Raw genomic sequence first — 14,963 nt, forward strand, 5'->3', positions numbered from 1 at the left:
GCCATGTCCTTTATGACCCCCATCGAATGGCAGCAGTGCAGCGAGGAAGAGCAGCAGGCGCTGCTGCAGCGTCCGGCTATCGCCGCCTCCGACGCCATCAGCGCCACGGTGCGCGATGTACTGGAGCAGGTAAAGCGCAACGGTGACGCGGCGCTGCGCGAGTTCAGCGCGCGCTTCGACAAGGCGCAGGTAGAGGCGCTGCGCGTCACGCCAGACCAGATAGCGGCCGCTGGTGCACGCCTGAGCGACGCCCTTAAACAGGCGATGGCCGCCGCCGTCGCCAATATCGAAACCTTCCACAACGCGCAGAAGCTGGCGGCCGTGGATGTGGAGACCCAGCCCGGCGTGCGCTGTCAGCAGATCACCCGTCCGGTGCGCTCGGTCGGCCTCTATATTCCCGGCGGCTCCGCCCCGCTCTTCTCTACCGTACTGATGCTGGCGACCCCGGCGCGCATCGCCGGCTGCAGCCGCGTGGCGCTCTGCTCACCGCCGCCGATCGCCGATGAGATCCTCTATGCGGCGCAGCTCTGCGGCGTTGAAGAGGTCTTTCAGGTCGGCGGCGCGCAGGCGATCGCCGCGCTCGCCTTCGGCACCGAGAGCGTGCCGAAAGTAGACAAAATCTTTGGGCCGGGCAACGCCTGGGTCACCGAGGCGAAACGTCAGGTGAGCCAGCGTCTCGACGGCGCGGCGATCGATATGCCCGCCGGCCCGTCGGAAGTGCTGGTTATCGCCGACGAAGGCGCAACGCCCGCCTTTGTCGCTTCCGATCTGCTGTCGCAGGCGGAACACGGCCCCGACTCCCAGGTAATTCTGCTGACGCCATCGCTGACGCTGGCCCAGAACGTCGCCGAAGCAGTCGAGGCGCAGCTACAGGCCCTGCCGCGCGCTGCGACCGCGCGCCAGGCGCTGGCGAGCAGCCGTCTCATCGTCACGCGCGATCTTGAAGAGTGCGTGGCGATCTCCAATCAGTACGGCCCGGAGCATCTGATTATTCAGACGCGCCAGCCGCGCGATCTGGTGGACGCCATTACCAGCGCCGGTTCGGTGTTTCTTGGCGACTGGTCGCCGGAGTCGGCAGGCGATTACGCCTCTGGCACCAACCATGTGCTGCCGACCTACGGCTACACCGCCACCAGCTCCAGCCTCGGCCTGGCCGATTTTCAGAAGCGCATGACGGTGCAGGAGCTGACGCCGCAGGGCTTCCTGAATCTGGCTGCTACGATTGAAACCCTGGCCGCCGCTGAGCAGCTGGAGGCCCATAAAAACGCCGTTACCCTGCGCGTCGCCGCGCTGAATAAGGAGCAGGCATGAGCCGGAATATTGAAGAGCTGGCGCGCGATAACGTGCGCGCCCTGACGCCCTACCAGTCCGCGCGCCGCCTGGGCGGCAACGGCGACGTCTGGCTCAACGCCAACGAATTTCCGCTGCCGGTGGAATTTGAGCTGTCGCAGCAGACGCTGAACCGCTACCCGGAATGTCAGCCGAAGCTTGTGATTGAGCGCTACGCCGCCTACGCGGGGCTGACGCCGGAACAGGTGCTGGTGAGCCGCGGCGCGGATGAGGGCATCGAACTGGTAATGCGCGCCTTCTGTGAGCCGGGCAAAGACGCGATTCTTTTCTGCCCGCCGACCTACGGCATGTACAGCGTCAGCGCGGAAACCATCGGCATTGAGTACCGCACCGTACCCGCGCTGGAGAACTGGCAGCTTAATCTGCCCGCCATCGCGGAGCAGCTCGACGGGGTGAAAGTGGTCTATATGTGCAGCCCCAACAACCCGACCGGCAACCTGATCAACCCGGACGACATCCGCGCGCTGCTGGAGATGACCGCAGGAAAGGCGCTGGTGGTGGCCGATGAAGCCTATATTGAATTCTGTCCGCAGGCGACGCTGAGCAGCTGGCTGAAGGATTACCCGCACCTGGTGATCCTGCGCACGCTGTCAAAGGCCTTTGCGCTGGCCGGTCTGCGCTGCGGCTTTACCCTGGCGAACCCGCCGGTCATCGACCTGCTGATGAAGGTGATCGCGCCCTACCCGCTGGCAACGCCGGTCGCCGACGTCGCCGGTCAGGCGCTGAGCGACCAGGGCATCGCGCTGATGCGCCAGCACGTCGCCGAGCTGAACGCCAGCCGCGCCTGGCTGCTGGAGCAGCTCTCCCGGCTCAGCATCGTGCAGCAGGTCTTCCCGAGCGAAACCAACTATATTCTGGCGCGCTTCGACAATTCGCCTGCGGTGTTTAAATCCCTGTGGGATCAGGGCATTATTCTGCGCGACCAGAACAAAAATCCGGGCCTTGCGGGATGTCTGCGCATCTCAATCGGCACGCGTAAAGAGTGCGAGCGCCTGATCGCCGCGTTACAGGCTTTATCTGTGGAGAGAGCATGAGTCAGAAGACCCTTTTTATCGATCGCGACGGCACCCTTATCGCCGAGCCGCCTGAGGATTTTCAGGTGGATCGCCTGGAAAAGCTGGCGTTTGAAGCCAACGTCATCCCGGCGCTGCTGGCTCTGCAGAGCGCCGGTTACCGCCTGGTGATGATCACCAATCAGGACGGGCTGGGCACCAGCAGCTTTCCGCAGGCGGATTTCGACGGCCCGCATAACCTGATGATGCAGGTGCTCAGCTCGCAGGGCATCCGCTTTGACGACGTGCTGATCTGTCCGCACAAGCCGGAAGATAACTGCGACTGCCGCAAGCCGAAGACCAAAATGGTCGAGGCGTGGCTGGCGGAAGGCGCTATTGACGTGGCAAACAGCTATGTTATTGGCGACCGGCTGACCGATATCCAGCTGGCGCAGAATATGGGCATCCAGGGCATCCGCTTCGGCCGCGAAGGCGAGGACTGGAACGCTATCCAGGCGCGACTGACCCGACGCGACCGCCATGCGCTGGTTAACCGTAACACCAAAGAGACGCAGATTCAGGTCGAGGTCTGGCTGGACCGCGAAGGCGGCAGCAAAATCAACACCGGCGTCGGCTTCTTCGACCATATGCTGGACCAGATTGCGGTACACGGCGGCTTCCGCATGAATATCGAAGTCAAAGGCGATCTCTATATCGACGATCACCACACCATTGAAGATACCGGGCTGGCGCTCGGCGAGGCGCTGCTGAAAGCGCTGGGCGACAAGCGCGGCATTGGCCGTTTCGGCTTTGTGCTGCCGATGGATGAGTGTCTGGCACGCTGCGCGCTCGATATCTCCGGCCGCCCGCACCTCGAATTCAAGGCGGAGTTCAGCTATCAGCGCGTCGGCGATATGAGCACCGAGATGGTGGAGCACTTCTTCAGCTCGCTCTCCTACGCCATGATGAGCACCCTGCACCTTAAAACCAAGGGCAAGAACGATCACCACCGCGTGGAGAGCCTGTTTAAAGCCTTCGGCCGCACGCTGCGCCAGGCGATCCGCGTTGAGGGCAACACCCTGCCCAGCTCGAAAGGAGTGCTGTAATGAACGTGGTGATCCTCGATACCGGCTGCGCCAACCTCTCGTCGGTCAAATGGGCGGTGGAGCGTCTTGGCTACACGCCTGACGTCAGCCGCGATCCTGACGTGGTGCTGCGTGCCGACAAACTGTTTCTGCCGGGCGTCGGCACCGCGCAGGCGGCGATGAATCAGCTGGAAGAGCGCGACCTTGTGGATCTGATCAAAGCCTGCACCCAGCCGGTGCTGGGCATCTGCCTCGGCATGCAGCTGCTGGGCAGCAGCAGCGAGGAGAACGGCGGCATCAATACCCTCGGCATTATCGACGCGGCCTGCGGGCTGATGGATACCCAGGGCCTGCCGCTGCCGCATATGGGCTGGAACCAGATTATCGCTCAGGCGGGCAATCACCTGTTTCGCGGCATCGATGAAGAGAGCTACTTCTACTTCGTGCACAGCTACGCCATGCCAGTGAACGCCAGCACCATCGCCCAGTGCGATTACGGCCAGCCCTTCACCGCGGCGGTGCAGAAAGATAACTTCTTTGGCGTGCAGTTCCACCCCGAGCGCTCCGGCAAAGCGGGCGCGCAGCTGCTGAAAAACTTCCTGGAGATGTGATGATTATCCCCGCGTTAGATTTAATTGACGGCAAAGTGGTGCGTCTGCATCAGGGCGATTATGGCCAGCAGCGCGATTACGGCAGCGATCCGCTGCCGCGCCTGCAGGAGTATGCCAGCCAGGGCGCGAAGGTGCTGCATCTTGTAGACCTGACCGGCGCAAAGGATCCGGCGCAGCGCCAGATCCCGCTGCTGCAAACGCTGCTTAACGGCGTTGAGGCGATTGTGCAGGTCGGCGGCGGCATTCGCACGCGCGACGACGTCAGGGCGCTGCTGGATGCCGGCGCCAGCCGCGTCGTGGTCGGCTCCACGGCGGTGAAAGAGCCGGAGGAAGTGAAAAAGTGGTTTAGCGAGTTCGGCCCCGAGGCGATCGTGCTGGCGCTGGATGTGCGCATCGACGCGGCGAACCGTAAAGAGGTCGCCATCAGCGGCTGGCAGGAAGCGGCGGGCGTCACGCTGGAAGAGGTTATCGCGCAGTTTGCGCCGGTGGGCCTGAAGCATGTGCTCTGCACCGATATTTCGCGCGACGGCACCCTGAGCGGATCTAACGTCGCGCTCTATCAGGAAGTAACGGCGCGCTATCCCGATATTGCGTTTCAGTCTTCTGGCGGCATCGGCGGCATTGAGGATATCGCGGCGCTGCGCGGCAGCGGCGTTAAGGGCGTGATCGTCGGTCGCGCCTTACTGGAAGGTAAATTCACGGTTTCGGAGGCTATCGCATGCTGGCAAAACGCATAATTCCCTGTCTTGACGTGCGCGACGGTCAGGTCGTCAAAGGCGTCCAGTTCCGCAACCATGAGATCATCGGCGATATCGTGCCGCTGGCGCAGCGCTACGCCCAGGAAGGCGCGGACGAGCTGGTCTTCTACGATATCACCGCTTCCAGCGACGGCCGCGTGGTCGACAAAAGCTGGGTGTCGCGCGTGGCGGAAGTGATCGATATTCCCTTCTGCGTGGCGGGCGGCATTAAAAGCGAGCAGGACGCGGCGCGCATTCTGGAATTCGGTGCCGACAAAATTTCTATTAACTCACCTGCGCTGGCCGATCCTTCGCTCATCACCCGCCTGGCGGATCGCTTCGGCGTGCAGTGCATCGTGGTGGGAATTGATACCTGGTTTGACGAGGCCAGCGGCAAATACCATGTTAACCAGTATACCGGCGACGAAGCGCGCACGCGCGTCACCCAGTGGGAGACCCTGGAGTGGGTGCAGGAGGTGCAAAAGCGGGGCGCAGGCGAAATCGTACTGAACATGATGAACCAGGATGGCGTACGCAACGGCTACGATCTGGTGCAGCTGAAAAAAGTACGCGACGTCTGCAACGTGCCGCTGATCGCTTCCGGCGGCGCAGGCACCATGCAGCACTTCCTTGACGCTTTTGAACAGGCGAACGTCGACGGCGCGCTGGCCGCCTCGGTGTTCCACAAGCAAATTATTAATATTGGCGAGCTGAAGGGCTTTCTGAAAGAGAACGGAGTGGAGATTCGCGCGTGTTAACTGAAGAGCAACTGGCCCGCCTCGACTGGGCCAAAACTGAGGGCATGATGCCCGTTATCGTGCAGCACAACGTTTCCGGCGAAGTGCTGATGCACGGCTATATGAATCAGGACGCGCTGGCGAAAACCCTGAGCGAAGGCAACGTTACCTTTTTCTCGCGCACTAAACAGCGTCTCTGGACCAAAGGCGAAAGCTCCGGCCATTTCCTTAAGGTTGTGAGCATCACGCCGGACTGCGACAACGACACATTGCTGGTGCTGGCCGATCCTGTCGGCCCGACCTGCCACCGCGGCACCTCAAGCTGCTTCTCGCCCGCTGCGCCCGACTGGGCCTTTCTTTATCAGCTTGAGCAGCTGCTGGCGTCGCGCAAAAGCGCCGATCCCGCCAGCTCCTACACCGCGCAGCTCTATGCCAGCGGCACCAAGCGTATCGCGCAGAAAGTGGGTGAAGAAGGCGTCGAGACCGCGCTGGCAGCGACGGTTAATGACCGCCACGAGCTGACTAACGAGGCTTCTGACCTGCTCTATCACCTGCTGGTGCTGCTACAGGACCAGGATCTCGACCTTAGCGCCATCATTAATAATCTGCGCGCGCGTCATAAGTAGCCAGGTTACGTTGCTCAAGACCGGGAAATCCACCGGGCCTTGAGCAACACCGAGCGTATATTTCTCAGGAACCGCGATGACTACCCATGAAAAACTGCTCGCCCTGCTGGATCGGCATCAGGCGCGCTATCGGCTGATTACGCATGAAGCGACCGGCAAATGCGAGGCGGTGGCGGCAATCCGCGGCACAGCGGTGGGCCAGGGCGCAAAAGCGCTGGTGTGCCACGTCAAAGGCAACGGCGTTAAACAGCATGTGCTGGCGGTACTGCCCGCAGATCAGCAGGCGGATTTAACCAGCGTGGCGGAGGCGGTTGGCGGTCGGCGCGCCTCGCTCGCCAGCCCGGCGGAAGTGGATATGCTGACCGGCTGTGTGTTCGGCGCTATTCCGCCCTTCTCTTTTCACCCCGATTTGACGCTGGTGGTCGATCCGCTGCTGTTCGAGCGTTTTGAGGAGATCGCCTTTAACGCCGGTCGGCTGGACAGGTCGGTCATAGTCAATACCGACGATTATCGCCGCCTCTGTAATGCTAACGTAGTGAAAATAATCCAGTAATTGTCATCGTGATAGCAGGCAGGTACTCTGCTTAATTCAACATCACGATAAAAGAAGATTAAATGGCTATTTACACTCCCTCACGTCTGCGCGCTGCGCTGATGACTGCTCTGCTGGCAGGCTGCGCTTTTGGCGCGCAGGCGAAAATCGAACAGGTACGCTTCGCGGTCGATCCGACCTATCCTCCGTTTGAATCCAAAACCTCGCAGGGCAAGCTGGTCGGCTTTGATATCGATCTGGGCAATGCGCTGTGCCAGCAGATGCAGGCAAAATGCGTCTGGGTGGAAAGTCAGTTCGACGGCATGATCCCGGCGCTCAAGGCGCGTAAGTTCGACGCCATCCTGTCAGATATGGGCATTACCGAAGAGCGTCTGAAGCAGATCGACTTTACCGTACCGCTCTATGACACCCATACCCAGCTGATTGCGCGTAAAGGTTCCGGCCTGCTGCCGACCGCCGAGTCGCTGAAGGGTAAAACCGTCGGCGTGGAGCAAGGCACAGTGCAGGAGCGTTATGCGCGCGCCAAATGGCAGCCGTATGGCGTGAACGTCGTGCCCTATGGCGATCAGGCACAGGTAGAGAGCGACCTTATCTCTGGCCGCCTGGATGTGGTATTTACCGATGCGGCGCAGGCGGCAAACGGCTTCCTGAAACACCCACAGGGCAAAGATTTCGAACTGGCCGGCCCGATTGTACAGGATCCGATTATCGGTCCGGGAACCGCGATTGGCCTGCGTAAAGGCGATACCGAACTGAAAACCGCGCTGGATAACGCCTTCGCCGAAATCAAAAAGAACGGCACCTTCGACAAGATCCAAAAGCAGTACTTCGCTACTGACATTTCTGTCCAGCCGTAACCCTGGGGCGACGCAACTGGTCGCCCGCTTTAATTCGGCACTATACTTTTCTTCATTTCCAGGGCGCAGCTGCGCCCCTCCTAAATGACAGGATACTCAGCGCCTCATGCATCAACAACATCATCCTCTTCTTAGCGCCTCGCTGGGCACTCAGCGCGAAATCGTCAGCTTTCACTTCGGCGAAGAAAAACACAAGCAGGTTTATATCCAGGCGTCGCTACACGGCGACGAGATCCCCGGTATGGCAGTCGCCTGGTTTCTCAAGCAGAAGCTGGCGGCGCTGGAGTCCGCCGGCAGGCTGCGCGCGAGCTTTACGCTGGTGCCGGTGGCGAACCCGCTGGCGCTGAGCCAGCACTGGAACGGCACGCATCTGGGACGTTTTCATTGCGAGTCTGGTCAGGACTTCAACCGTCGCTTCCCCGCGCTGGGCGAAAAGCTGGCGGCGGAGCTGGCCGGCTCGCTGTCGCCGAACGAAGGCGACAACAAGCGGCTGATCCGCGATGCGATCGATCGCCACTATCGCGATGTAATCGCCAAAAATGAACTTGAGGCGCAGCGGTTTACCCTGATGCGCATGGCGAGCCAGGCGGATCTGATGATTGATTTGCACTGCGACTGGGAAGCGCTGCCCCATCTCTACACCACGCCGCACGCCTGGCCCGATATCGAGCCGCTGGCGCGCTGGCTGGGCAGCGAGGTGCAGCTGCTGGCGCAGGTTTCAGGCGGGGAACCCTTCGATGAAGCCTGCTGCGAGCCCTGGCTGACGCTGGCGGAACGCTTTGGCGACAGCTATCCAATGCCGCGCGGCCTGCTGCCGGTGACGCTTGAGCTACGCGGGGTACGTGATGTCGATCCTGACCAGGCGGAGCATGACGCGGATGCGATTATCGCTGCGCTGCGCGAAGGCGGTTATATCGCGGCTGAAGAGACCCTGATATCAGCAGAAGTGGCCGCCCCGGTGATTGGCGGCGATGAGCTGGCGCTGGTGACGGCCAACGCTGACGATATTGCAGGTATGGCGGAGAGTAGCGCCGCGGCGAGCGCGCTGGAAGCGGTGGATATGCCAGAAGAGATGGGCGTTATTAAGCAGCGTCACACTGAAGGCGCAGCCGCCGTCTCCCCTGCCCTTAAACATCCCGCAACGCCGCTGGCAGGCTGCGAGTATATTCATTCACCGGTATCGGGCCTGATCCTGCATCGCAAAAAACTGGGCGCGCATATTCGTCCGGGTGAAGTGGTCGCTGAGGTCGTCGATCCGATAACCGACAGCGTGACGCCGCTGGTGGCAGAGCATGGCGGCGTGCTCTATGCAAGGCACTGGGCGAAGTTCGCGACGGCGGGCATGCTGGTGGTCAGGCTGGCGGGAGATAAAGAGATTAGGAGCGGGGATTTGCTGGTGGGATAAAAAAAGGCTTCCTTATGGAAGCCTTTTTAATGATTAGTCCAGCCACTCGGTGTGGAACACACCTTCTTTATCGATGCGCTTATAGGTATGCGCGCCGAAGTAGTCGCGCTGCGCCTGAATCAGGTTAGCGGGCAATACTTCTGAACGATAGCTGTCGTAGTAAGCGATAGCGGCAGAGAAAGTCGGGGTCGGGATACCGTTTTGCACTGCATAAGCGACTACGTCGCGCAGCGCCTGCTGGTATTCGTCAGCGATATTCTTGAAGTAAGGAGCCAGCAGCAGGTTCGCGATATTGGCGTTTTCTGCATAGGCATCGGTGATCTTCTGCAGGAACTGCGCGCGAATGATGCAGCCAGCACGGAAAATTTTCGCGATTTCGCCGTAGTGCAAATCCCAGTTGTACTGCTCGGAAGCAGCACGCAGCTGTGAGAAGCCCTGCGCGTAAGAGACGATTTTGCCCAGGTAAAGCGCGCGACGCACTTTCTCGATAAATTCCGCTTTGTCACCGGTGAAAGCCTGCGCCTGCGGGCCGCTTAACACTTTAGATGCGGCAACGCGCTGTGTCTTCAGAGAAGAGAGGTAGCGGGCAAATACAGACTCGGTAATCAGAGAGAGCGGCTCGCCGAGATCCAGTGAACTCTGGCTGGTCCATTTACCGGTACCTTTGTTAGCGGCTTCATCCAGGATGACGTCAACCAGATAGTTACCTTCATCATCTTTCTTAGTGAAGATATCTTTGGTGATGTCAATCAGGTAGCTGCTCAGCTCGCCGTTATTCCACTCGGTGAAAGTTTTCGCCAGCTCTTCGTTGCTCAGACCCAGCGCGCCTTTCAGCAGCGCATAAGCTTCAGCAATCAGCTGCATGTCGCCATATTCGATACCGTTATGCACCATCTTCACGTAGTGGCCAGCGCCGTCTGGACCGATATAGGTCACACAGGCTTCGCCATCCTCAGCGCGGGCAGCAATTTTGTCCAGAATCGGCGCAACCAGCTCGTAAGCCTCTTTCTGTCCGCCAGGCATGATAGATGGCCCTTTCAGGGCGCCCTCTTCACCGCCGGAAACACCGGTACCGATGAAGTTGAAGCCCTGCTCAGAGAGTTCTTTGTTACGACGAATGGTGTCTTTGTAGAAGGTGTTGCCGCCGTCGATCAGGATGTCACCTTTGTCGAGATGCGGGGTCAGGGAAGCGATAGTTTTATCAGTCGCTTCGCCCGCCTGTACCATCAGCAGGATACGACGCGGTTTCTCAAGGGACTCTACAAACTCTTCGATGGTGTAGTAAGGCGCGAGTTTCTTGCCCTGGTTTTCTGCGATGACTTCGTCAGTCTTTTCACGTGAACGGTTGAAGATAGAGACGGTGTAACCGCGGCTCTCAATGTTGAGAGCCAAATTGCGGCCCATTACCGCCATACCTACAACACCAATTTGTTGTTTGGACATTTTCTACTCCTGTCTGAGTTTGAGGCTAATAATCATTCAAAATGAAATGAGCTTTGTTATCATACATCATGATACATGTAACATATAACAATATAAAAAAATCAAGCACTAACAGATAAAATATAGATTAATGAAACTATCAAGTTAGCATTAAAGGCGCTTGTTTATATTTTGGGCCGGTGTTGCTCTAACTCTTCTTCACAGGAGCGTACGCGTTCAATATATTTCTTTAGTTCAGAAGCTAAAACAGAGTTTTCTTTTTTCAGTTGTTCATAAAGATCTATTGCAGCATAAGCATCTAACGTCGACTGTTTTGATTTACGTTGCTCATATTCAAGTCGCCCTTGAAGATCAAGAATTATCGGCATTAAAACATCTGATGGATTTATATGCGAATCGCAATAACCAAAATTAGGATCAAAATTAACTAATGCTTGATCTATAATACGATTAAAATTAGACGGGCAATCGGGCTTTATCCAGTATTTTGTTAAGATAAAAGTAAGTATTTTTTTCTGAAAAATGTCCATCTTTTGAGGTTGCTGTGAGAATGCCTTTTTTAGGTCGTCTTTATCTGATAACGTGTTACAACATTTTTGCCACTCACAACTACCCGCACAAAAAACACTTGCTCCATCTATCAGCGCTTCAATCCCTACCCCTGAGTTAATTGTTATTACAGATTTCGCTTTTCTAATCAAATCATGAACATTACTATTTGTGCGAACAACCCATGGATTCTGTTGAGTTAAAAGGGTTATCTTTTCTTCAACAGCAAACGATTGACAAAAAGGGTGGCGTTTAACAAGCAGGTACACCTCTCTTTCTTTTGCTATTTCAGCAGCATCCTGAAGCAATTGTATACCATCATAATTACTATGCACTGAAACTGGATCATTTTGAACTTGCATAGGATAGAAAACAAAATCCTTAGCAACTTCTGGCAAGGCTTCATCTGATTGCGGATATTTAGAATTGCTTTTTTCAATAAATTCTTGTTGCCATTCCGCAAGAACACGACTAGCCGTATTTTCATCTATTTTCGAAATTTCTTTTTCATAATCATCGAAGTTTAATGCAATATCAGACCATCCAGAATAACCTGAAATATCCATAGAAAATAAGGGAGTAATAGCAGCCTCCTTCATTCTTATAACGTTTTTTTCTGCTCCCCATGAATGGTAAGAAAAAACTAACGTTCCTTTCTCAGGTTTACGAGATGCTTCGTCAGCTCCAAATGGGACTTCTCTAAAATACAGTGGAATTTTTCTTTCGGTTAAAGCCAAAATAAGATTGGTAATAAAAGATTTATGTTTATATCCATCAACCGGGTTTTTTGTCCATGAGACAGGAACTTCCACTACTATTTTATCAGGCATTCACATCTCCGCTTACTAAATTTTTTTATAAATTCCAAGCGTTTTCTGAATTACATATTTTGAGCAAAAGTGCGATTTAACTCTTTCATGAGCATTTAACCCAAATTCTACTCTTAAATTTCTATCATTCATTAAAAGCTCTAACTTTGAAGCTAAATCATCTAAATTCTTATCTACAATGAACCCTGTAAAATTATCAATAATTATGCTACTGCAACCTCCTGTATTATAAGCTACAGAAGGACGCCCAACCGCAGCGGCTTCAATAAGAATTCGTGGAACCCCTTCAGCATAGACAGAAGGTAAAGCAACGATATTTGAATTTTCAATTAATTGTCTTACATCGTTTCGCTGACCTAACCAGGTTATATCATTAGAGTCAGTCCATTTTTTTATCATATAATCAGGTATAGCATCAGGATCATTTTTAACCATGATCCCGGCCACCATTAGTTCACAGTAAATACCTTTTTTTTCGAGGGCCCTTTTCGCTTCAATTAAATCAGCTAAACCTTTGCTCCAGATAAGGCGACTTGCAAAAAAAACCACAGGTTTAGCATTAGCAGGATCCGGCACAAACTTGAATTCTTCAGTATTAATACCGGCCCCATCAATCACAGTTGTTTTTTCAGCATTGACTCCAGTGATAGAAATTATTCTGGCTCTGTCTTGCTCATGCTCGAATATCATGAAAACATCTGGCTTAGTACTTATCCAACGATAAAAATTAGAAACGCATTTTTTGAGGATTTTATATTTCTTAGTATTCGAGGAGAAAACACGTCCTAATCCCACAAAACTCATAACGAGTTTCTTTCGAAAAACTTTTGCATACAAACCACCAATAAGACATGGCTTTATTGTGATACAATGTATTATATCAGGATCTAAAGTGCGAAGAATATTAAAAGATTTTAAAAAATCTTTAATTAAGATTACTGGATTGAGTGATTGTTCTGACATTTTAGAATTATGAACGTTGATACCCGCTGCTTCTAAATGATTCATGATAGTTAAATCTTCGAAGCTACAAACAACGTGAACCTCATAACCAGTTTCTTTAGCTGCCAGGGCTCTTTCTTTCCAGTGTAGATTAAAATACCAGTCAGAATTGATATAAAAACAAAGTTTTTTCATTAAATTCTGCCACTCTTTGGTCCCTTAAACTTATAAGTCATCCCATCCCAAACGCCTCTAGTTAGATATTTAATATAGCTTAGTTTGTTATCAGATTTAATAACCATAAAATAACACTTTACTAGCCGGAGCAGTATGGACAATAAACTGAAAGGTTTGTTTTCTTGAAAATAATTTCTGGATAGAATTAAATTTCTCGATAAATAATAAATCTTCCATGGAGGCATGGCTGTCTTAGACTCCAGCACATCATGATAAAAAGTCAAATCCGGATTATAAATTATTTTATAACCCAATAGATTTAGCTCCCATGAAAAATAAACATCATCAAAATAGACAAATAAGTCTTTATTGATTTTATGATACATTCTCTTCAGTAGAGTAAAGTCGATAAATACCCCAACGAAGGAGAAAGTTACTACTTCTGACTTTCCAGAACGGTTGGCTTCAAACTGACAAGGTTCATTATAATAACGGATCAACTCTCCAAGGCTATTAGGGATTTTAAGCCAGGGAATATTCATTTTACAGCGCGATCCTTTCATATCAACAACATTGGTAGCAATAACGTCAGCGTCCTGTTTGTCACTTGAAATAAAATTGGCGAGTAAAGTAGAGTCCGGATAAGCATCATCATCAAAAAATAGCACCCAGTCTGGGTTGCTATTTTGTGCTAGCCATTCAGAGCCTTTAAAAAAGCCACCTGCTCCTCCCTCATTCACGTCGTTGAAAACTATTTTCAGGCGTGGATCCCGAAGCTCACGAAGCCATTCCTGTGTTGCATCAGTTGATGCATTATCGACAATAAGTATTTCGTGAAAAGGGAGCTGCTCTATTGCAGCCCAACATTTCTTTAATTTTTCGAGACGATTATAGGTGACTATTAAAGCAGCAATTTTCATCTGGGATTAACCACAAAAACTGGCATTTCCTGTTCATTCTGAAGGGCATCACGATACTTTTTGACAACATCTAATGCCTCTTTGATCGTAACATCCATATCCAGATAACGATAGGTGCCGAGTCGACCTATAAAGGTAATATTGCTTTCTTTATCAGCCTCATCCAGATACTGATTCAATAACTGCATTTCCCCCATCTGGCGAATAGGATAATAAGGGATATCTTTTTCTGAGCAAGCACGACTAAACTCTTTATAACAAACGCTCTTGTCATGACTCTCCCATGGCGCAAAGTATTTGTGCTCAGTAATTCTTGTATAAGGAACTTCAACTTCGCCATAGTTCATTACAGCACAACCCTGATAATCACCCTCGGTTTCGAAACGTTGAAAATCTAAAGTTCTATAACCCAGTCGACCTAAAGAAAAACCAAAGTAACCATCTAACGGGCCACTATAAAAAACGTGATCGTAATTATTCTTGTCTTCTTTAACGAAATTCTTATTTAATTCAACACTAATATTTTCATGGTTAAGAATTGATTCTACAATCGGTGTATAGCCATCCTTTGGCATTCCTTGAAACTTATGATTAAAATAATTATCGTCATAATTAAATCTCACAGGTAATCTTTTCAAGATAGATGCAGGTAATTCTTTAGGTTCCATACCCCATTGCTTAATAGTGTAACCTTTAAAAAAAGCCTCATATAACTCTTTCCCAACAAATCGGAGGGCCTGCTCTTCGAAAGTTTTGGGATCAACGATACTTTTATCGCCTTTAGATTCAATTAGCTCTTTAGCCTGCGAAGGATTACAAGTTTTATTAAAAAATTGATTTATTGTGTGGAGGTTAATGGGTAAAGAATAAACACTACCATTCACTGTAGCTTTTACTCTATTAGTATAGGGCATCATCTCACAATGGGCACTGATATAATTCCATACTTCTTCATTGTCTGTATGGAAAATATGCGGTCCATAAGTATGTACCATTACATTAGTATTAACGTCTCTCTCGCTATAGCAATTTCCAGCGACATGAGCTCTTGAGTCTATAATATGTACAAGATGACCGTCTTCCGCTAATTCACGTCCAATAACTGCACCTGAAAAACCTGCACCAACAATTAGAATATTCTTTTTCATA

Annotated in this window: 15 protein-coding genes; 10 read left to right on the forward strand and 5 right to left on the reverse strand. The window is 52.5% G+C overall.

The genetic code is table 11. The features are described 5' to 3' along the window. The first annotated feature begins 3 nt into the window (after positions 1–3). The 10 genes from hisD (at position 4) to MHZ89_RS08045 (ending at position 8,953) form a co-directional block, all read left to right on the forward strand. The gene (hisD, locus tag MHZ89_RS08000) at positions 4–1,311 is read left to right on the forward strand and encodes a histidinol dehydrogenase (protein WP_311782563.1); all 1,308 of its coding nucleotides are present in this window, start codon (positions 4–6) and stop codon (positions 1,309–1,311) included. Beyond that, a complete protein-coding gene (gene hisC, locus MHZ89_RS08005) occupies positions 1,308–2,384 on the forward strand; it encodes a histidinol-phosphate transaminase (RefSeq protein ID WP_311782564.1) in 1,077 nt (358 codons plus the stop codon). Before hisD ends, hisC begins: the two co-directional genes overlap by 4 nt. After that, positions 2,381–3,448, forward strand: a complete 1,068-nt coding sequence (gene hisB, locus MHZ89_RS08010; protein WP_311782565.1) for a bifunctional histidinol-phosphatase/imidazoleglycerol-phosphate dehydratase HisB — start codon at positions 2,381–2,383, stop codon at positions 3,446–3,448. The genes hisC and hisB overlap by 4 nt, the downstream gene beginning before the upstream one ends. Beyond that, positions 3,448–4,038, forward strand: a complete 591-nt coding sequence (hisH, locus tag MHZ89_RS08015) for an imidazole glycerol phosphate synthase subunit HisH (protein WP_120453345.1) — start codon at positions 3,448–3,450, stop codon at positions 4,036–4,038. Before hisB ends, hisH begins: the two co-directional genes overlap by 1 nt. Beyond that, entirely contained in the window at positions 4,038–4,775 is a 738-nt protein-coding gene (gene hisA / locus MHZ89_RS08020; protein ID WP_311782566.1) for a 1-(5-phosphoribosyl)-5-[(5-phosphoribosylamino)methylideneamino]imidazole-4-carboxamide isomerase, read from the forward strand. Before hisH ends, hisA begins: the two co-directional genes overlap by 1 nt. Next, positions 4,757–5,533, forward strand: coding sequence for an imidazole glycerol phosphate synthase subunit HisF (hisF, locus tag MHZ89_RS08025; protein WP_311782567.1), 777 nt, complete (start codon positions 4,757–4,759; stop codon positions 5,531–5,533). The genes hisA and hisF overlap by 19 nt, the downstream gene beginning before the upstream one ends. Beyond that, positions 5,527–6,138 (forward strand): bifunctional phosphoribosyl-AMP cyclohydrolase/phosphoribosyl-ATP diphosphatase HisIE, encoded by a 612-nt coding sequence (hisIE, locus tag MHZ89_RS08030; protein WP_311782568.1) that lies wholly within the window; start codon positions 5,527–5,529, stop codon positions 6,136–6,138. Before hisF ends, hisIE begins: the two co-directional genes overlap by 7 nt. A gap of 76 nt (positions 6,139–6,214) precedes the next feature. After that, positions 6,215–6,691 carry a YbaK/prolyl-tRNA synthetase associated domain-containing protein gene (locus MHZ89_RS08035; RefSeq protein ID WP_311782569.1) on the forward strand — a complete coding sequence of 159 codons (477 nt, stop codon included), beginning with the start codon at positions 6,215–6,217 and terminating at the stop codon, positions 6,689–6,691. Positions 6,692–6,753: 62 nt separating this feature from the next. Beyond that, positions 6,754–7,548 (forward strand): ABC transporter substrate-binding protein, encoded by a 795-nt coding sequence (locus MHZ89_RS08040; protein WP_311782570.1) that lies wholly within the window; start codon positions 6,754–6,756, stop codon positions 7,546–7,548. A 106-nt stretch (positions 7,549–7,654) separates the two neighbouring features. Further along, positions 7,655–8,953: a M14 family metallopeptidase gene (locus MHZ89_RS08045; protein WP_311782571.1), complete on the forward strand. Its 1,299-nt coding sequence runs from the start codon at positions 7,655–7,657 to the stop codon at positions 8,951–8,953. A 33-nt stretch (positions 8,954–8,986) separates the two neighbouring features. On the opposite strand, the gene gndA is transcribed toward MHZ89_RS08045, so the two are convergent. The 5 genes from gndA to glf form a co-directional block, all read right to left on the reverse strand. After that, positions 8,987–10,396: an NADP-dependent phosphogluconate dehydrogenase gene (gene gndA, locus MHZ89_RS08050; protein WP_120453331.1), complete on the reverse strand. Its 1,410-nt coding sequence runs from the start codon at positions 10,394–10,396 to the stop codon at positions 8,987–8,989. A gap of 164 nt (positions 10,397–10,560) precedes the next feature. Then, positions 10,561–11,775, reverse strand: coding sequence for a hypothetical protein (locus MHZ89_RS08055; RefSeq protein WP_311782572.1), 1,215 nt, complete (start codon positions 11,773–11,775; stop codon positions 10,561–10,563). Between the two features lie 15 nt (positions 11,776–11,790). Next, a complete protein-coding gene (locus MHZ89_RS08060) occupies positions 11,791–12,912 on the reverse strand; it encodes a glycosyltransferase family 4 protein (RefSeq protein ID WP_311782573.1) in 1,122 nt (373 codons plus the stop codon). Then, positions 12,912–13,814 carry a glycosyltransferase gene (locus tag MHZ89_RS08065; protein WP_311782574.1) on the reverse strand — a complete coding sequence of 301 codons (903 nt, stop codon included), beginning with the start codon at positions 13,812–13,814 and terminating at the stop codon, positions 12,912–12,914. The genes MHZ89_RS08060 and MHZ89_RS08065 overlap by 1 nt, the downstream gene beginning before the upstream one ends. Then, complete coding sequence (gene glf, locus MHZ89_RS08070; protein ID WP_311782575.1) at positions 13,811–14,962, reverse strand: UDP-galactopyranose mutase; 1,152 nt, start codon at positions 14,960–14,962, stop codon at positions 13,811–13,813. The genes MHZ89_RS08065 and glf overlap by 4 nt, the downstream gene beginning before the upstream one ends. Between the last annotated feature and the right edge of the window lies 1 nt (position 14,963).

The organism is Pantoea sp. ACRSB, assembly GCF_022346905.1.
GTDB lineage: Bacteria > Pseudomonadota > Gammaproteobacteria > Enterobacterales > Enterobacteriaceae > Pantoea > Pantoea piersonii.

Bases quoted from the DNA above. Each gene is read 5' to 3' on its own strand.
- hisD (WP_311782563.1), top strand. From the start codon at position 4: ATGTCCTTTATGACCCCCATCGAATGGCAGCAGTGCAGCGAGGAAGAG.
- hisC (WP_311782564.1), top strand. From the start codon at position 1,308: ATGAGCCGGAATATTGAAGAGCTGGCGCGCGATAACGTGCGCGCCCTG.
- hisB (WP_311782565.1), top strand. From the start codon at position 2,381: ATGAGTCAGAAGACCCTTTTTATCGATCGCGACGGCACCCTTATCGCC.
- hisH (WP_120453345.1), top strand. From the start codon at position 3,448: ATGAACGTGGTGATCCTCGATACCGGCTGCGCCAACCTCTCGTCGGTC.
- hisA (WP_311782566.1), top strand. From the start codon at position 4,038: ATGATTATCCCCGCGTTAGATTTAATTGACGGCAAAGTGGTGCGTCTG.
- hisF (WP_311782567.1), top strand. From the start codon at position 4,757: ATGCTGGCAAAACGCATAATTCCCTGTCTTGACGTGCGCGACGGTCAG.
- MHZ89_RS08035 (WP_311782569.1), top strand. From the start codon at position 6,215: ATGACTACCCATGAAAAACTGCTCGCCCTGCTGGATCGGCATCAGGCG.
- MHZ89_RS08040 (WP_311782570.1), top strand. From the start codon at position 6,754: ATGGCTATTTACACTCCCTCACGTCTGCGCGCTGCGCTGATGACTGCT.
- MHZ89_RS08045 (WP_311782571.1), top strand. From the start codon at position 7,655: ATGCATCAACAACATCATCCTCTTCTTAGCGCCTCGCTGGGCACTCAG.
- gndA (WP_120453331.1), bottom strand. From the start codon at position 10,396: ATGTCCAAACAACAAATTGGTGTTGTAGGTATGGCGGTAATGGGCCGC.
- MHZ89_RS08055 (WP_311782572.1), bottom strand. From the start codon at position 11,775: ATGCCTGATAAAATAGTAGTGGAAGTTCCTGTCTCATGGACAAAAAAC.
- MHZ89_RS08060 (WP_311782573.1), bottom strand. From the start codon at position 12,912: ATGAAAAAACTTTGTTTTTATATCAATTCTGACTGGTATTTTAATCTA.
- MHZ89_RS08065 (WP_311782574.1), bottom strand. From the start codon at position 13,814: ATGAAAATTGCTGCTTTAATAGTCACCTATAATCGTCTCGAAAAATTA.
- glf (WP_311782575.1), bottom strand. From the start codon at position 14,962: ATGAAAAAGAATATTCTAATTGTTGGTGCAGGTTTTTCAGGTGCAGTT.